The organism is Micromonospora sp. HM5-17, from assembly GCF_003762835.1.
Classification (GTDB): Bacteria; Actinomycetota; Actinomycetes; order Mycobacteriales; family Micromonosporaceae; genus Plantactinospora.
On sequence record NZ_RJWA01000026.1, the window covers coordinates 1 to 3,875 of the forward strand.

A 3,875-nucleotide genomic window follows, 5' to 3' on the forward strand; every position below is an offset into this window, starting at 1 on the left:
CCCCCCCGTCAACGTGTGACCCGCGCTCCGTGGGATCACCCCCGCGTGCGCGGGGAGCAGGGGTTAGCCATCGGCGGCGGCTTCCTGCCCGAAGGATCACCCCCGCGTGCGCGGGGAGCAGAGCCTGCCCGACCGGGGGTGGCCAGCAAATATGGGATCACCCCCGCGTGCGCGGGGAGCAGTGCTCGACCTCTTCGGCCCGGGCGGCGCGGATGGGATCACCCCCGCGTGCGCGGGGAGCAGGTAGAACCGCGCCAGCCGGTCGCGGGCGTCCTGGGGATCACCCCCGCGTGCGCGGGGAGCAGGCTTCTTGACCTGCGGCGTTAGGGATCAACTCGCTGGTTTTTCTTCACTTGCCGCTTCAAGATCACTCTCCTCGATCGTCGGATGGGGACTGATGTCCGGGGTTCACCCTGGCAGGCGTGCCTGTGCAGGCGCAAGAGGACCCGATCCCCGTCAGGGTGTCGATGTGGTTGGGGTGGTGGTTAGAGGCCGAGGGCGCCGAGGGCGGCGGGGAGGGTGGGTGCGGTGGCGAGTCGGTGTACGTGTTCGCGGTCGCGCAGCCATACCTGGCAGGTTGTGGCGGTGTAGTGGACGGCGACGGGCTGTCCGGCGTGGTGGCGGGCGAGCCGGCGCAGGAACGGGATCGGGTCGTCGACCTGGATCGGGTTCGGGGTTTGTGGCACCGGGATCGGGGTGGTCGGGTCGTCGGGGATGTTCCCCGTGATGGCGAGTTCGAGGTAGTCGAGGCAGAACGCGATCGCGGCCTGCGGGGTGGGGCGGGTGGGCGGGTCGGCCGGGGCGGGTGGCTGGTCGAGACGGCTGATCGTGACATCCCAGCTCTCGCCCTGGACGAGTCGGGGGTCTCCGGTGTTGGGGGCGTGGTCGGTGAGGGTGACGGTGACGGCCAGGCGCAGCCCGAGGACGAGCCGGATCAGGTCGGCCAGGGGTGGCATGTCAGGGCGGCGGGCCAACACGAACAGTCGGGCGGCGGGTCGGCCCCGGGCGGCGGTGGAGACGTACTCGGTGAGCGGGTCGGCGCCGGGCCAGTGCAGGGTGACAAGCCCGTCACGAAGACCGTGGCTGAGAGGGCTGCCGCCGTCGAGTTCCACCAGATCCTCCGGCCGGACTGCGAATGTGTCGGCCCAGGGGGCGAGTCGGAAGTGGTCGGGTAGCTGGTGGAGGGGTTTGCCGCCGGGGTGGGTGGCCACGTGCGATGCCGGCACCCACTCACCGGAGCGCCACACCTCCTCCCCCGCCGGCCCGGTGGGGATGGCGTCCGGCCCGCGGTCGCCGGTTCGCCAGACGCGTGTCCCGGTCTGCCAGCCGGTCCCGTCGGCGTGCCAGGTGAGGTGGGCGACCCGGCCGGCAAGGTCGGTGATCGTGATCGTCGCGTCCCGGTAGAGTCGGCGGCTGCCCCGGCAGGTGTGGCAGCGCAGCGGGGACGGCGCCCAACCCGAACCCGCACACCGCGAGCAACCAGGATCAACATGGCCTGTCATGATTTGGCAGTCGCAGCGTTGCAGCCGGGAGTGCGGGTCGCAGTCCGGGCAGTCCACATACGGGATCGGCGAGCCCTGCCAGGACGGTGCCGGCGGCTCCCACCCCCGCCGCAACATCGCGGTACGTCGGCTGATGATCTGGCCGGTCGACCACTCGGCGAGCTGTTCGCTGGTGCCGGCGACACGCAGGCTGGTGTGCCACCAGCGGCCGTCCCGCCAGATCGCCTGCCCCCCAGCGGTCGGCGCCCCGGTGCCAACGTCGACGCAGTCGGCAAGGACCTGCCGTTCAAGCTGGTCCAGGTCGATGACGGGTGGGGTGGTGCGGGGCTGGTAGCCGGCGGCCAGGTGGTGGGCGGGAGCAGACCTGCCGCGTTCCTCCAGGCCATAGAAGGCATCCGCATCGCTGGTGGTGAGAACCGCCTCGACCAAACTCTCCGCACACCGGGTAGGCCGGTCGGGGACCAGCCCGCCGGGCACCTCGAAGCGGACCGTCCAGTCCAACCCGGCACCGGCCGGTGGCCGGCGGGCCTCCACCACCAGGTCAAGACACAGCAGATCAGCCAGCCGACACCACCGACCCAGCACGGCCGCCGGATCACGCAGAGGGGCAGGGCTTGTGCGGGCCAGAAACAGCCGCCAGGCGTCGTGGCCCTGCCACGCGATCGCCTCCGCCTCCCCCATCACCCGCTCCGCCAGAGAATGCTCCGGCCGCCAGTCCGACGGCAGCAGGATCAACGGCCCATCCGACGAGTGCGGTTCACGCACGTCCGTCCACGACCCGGCCCCCACCACGCCGGCCAGTTCCCGCAGCAGCGGGGCCAGCGGCAGATACCAACTCGCGCCGCCGTCACCCGGCCACGGCACCGGCTCCACCACCCCGGGCACAACATTCGCCGACGCCACCACCCCGGTGTCCAGGTTCGCCATCGTCAACACAAGCTGGGCACGACGCCGCCCCGACTGCCCACAGTCGTGACACGGCCGACCGACAACACCCATCCCCTGACAGATCAAACAGCCCTCGTACGGACTCCCGGACTGCCTTTCACCGTCGTCGGTGACCAAGAGTCGATTGCCACCGTAGGTGCAGGAGCAGCGGGCCAGAGCGAACCCCAACCCGTCACAGGCCCGGCAGACCACCACCGGCGGCCCACCCGACACCGCACCGGTCACCGGGCCGCCTCCCCACCCGCACACGGCACCTCATGCTCGGCACGAAGCACACACCGCCGACCCCCGCCGAGCAGCCGGTCACAAAACAACCGCGACTGCACACCCTGCTGATCCTCCGCCGACACGGTCGCCTCACCCACATCCACCTGCGGAAACCGACCAAGAGTACGGGCCAGCATCCGACCCAACCGCCGGGCCGCCGACTCGTCCGGCACGGTGAACGGCACATGAACGACATACCGGCCGGTCACCGGTACCCCGCCAGGTCACGGGCGGTCGCCGCCTGCCGGGACTGCCAGCTTCGCAACGCGTCCTTGATCCGCGCGTTCTGCTCCCGCAGACTCGCCACCTCCCCATACGCCCACGCCAAATCACCCGCCACCCGGTCCAGAAACGCCGCCACCTCATCGGGATCCACCCCACGCCGACCAAACCCCACCAGGCGGAACCGCTGCGACCGCACCTGCGACGGCCACAACACCCGACCCGACAGCGACCCCGACCGGCCCACTGACGACAAGACGGCGACCGACCCGACGGCGACGGCGACCGATGCACCGCCAACCCCAGCCGCCGCGACGGCGCACCACGCCGCACCAGCCGACCCACAAACCCACGCACCACCGAACGCTCCTTCCTTGCTCTTACGACTGACAGGACCAGGACCTGGACTGGCTGATGGGCGGTTCACCGCCTCCCACGCGGAGCCAGCGATACCGACACCGACACCCCCAACACGTCCCGGATCTGCCGCGCCGACACCCCATTCGCCGTCAACACCCGGAACCCCCACCGAAACCACTTGCACGGAAACACCCGACCGTCGAACACACACCGCGCACCCGCAGCCCGCGACTCCGGCAAATGCGCCACCACCGCACGCGCCGCGAACCGCAACTCCGACGCATCCGGCCGCCGAGGCACCGGCCAGTCATCCGCATCCCAGCCCGCCCGCGTGTTCCTCGACCGCTTCCTCCCCATCCGTCTTTTCCTTCCTGCTCTTCTGCTTGATCACGAGGGCGCCCCGAGCACGGGACGCCGACGCCATGGACGGGTGACCCCGGACCCAGGAACTGGGGAAGGGGAAACCGGGGCCACCCCACCCCACCACCGCAGCCCCCATCGGCGAGTACGGCAGCAGGGCGTGATCAGGGGTCGGGACGGACAGCCCCGGACAAGCCGACCGTCCCGACCGGGAGG

At 70.9% G+C, this 3,875-nt stretch carries 2 protein-coding genes and 1 CRISPR repeat array; both genes read right to left on the reverse strand.

Annotation, left to right across the window (positions count from 1 at the left end):
• Positions 1-31: 31 nt before the first annotated feature.
• Positions 32-305: a CRISPR direct-repeat array (repeat unit 29 nt; unit sequence GGGATCACCCCCGCGTGCGCGGGGAGCAG).
• A gap of 180 nt (positions 306-485) precedes the next feature.
• The gene (locus tag EF879_RS26715) at positions 486-2,429 is read right to left on the reverse strand and encodes a hypothetical protein (RefSeq protein ID WP_123563337.1); all 1,944 of its coding nucleotides are present in this window, start codon (positions 2,427-2,429) and stop codon (positions 486-488) included.
• A 493-nt stretch (positions 2,430-2,922) separates the two neighbouring features.
• Positions 2,923-3,510 (reverse strand): DivIVA domain-containing protein, encoded by a 588-nt coding sequence (locus EF879_RS28925; protein ID WP_370375567.1) that lies wholly within the window; start codon positions 3,508-3,510, stop codon positions 2,923-2,925.
• Positions 3,511-3,875 lie beyond the last annotated feature (365 nt).

What these genes read in the sequence shown, in the direction of transcription:
- EF879_RS26715 (WP_123563337.1), bottom strand. Translation starts at nt 2,429, where the DNA reads ATGGCGAACCTGGACACCGGGGTGGTGGCGTCGGCGAATGTTGTGCCC.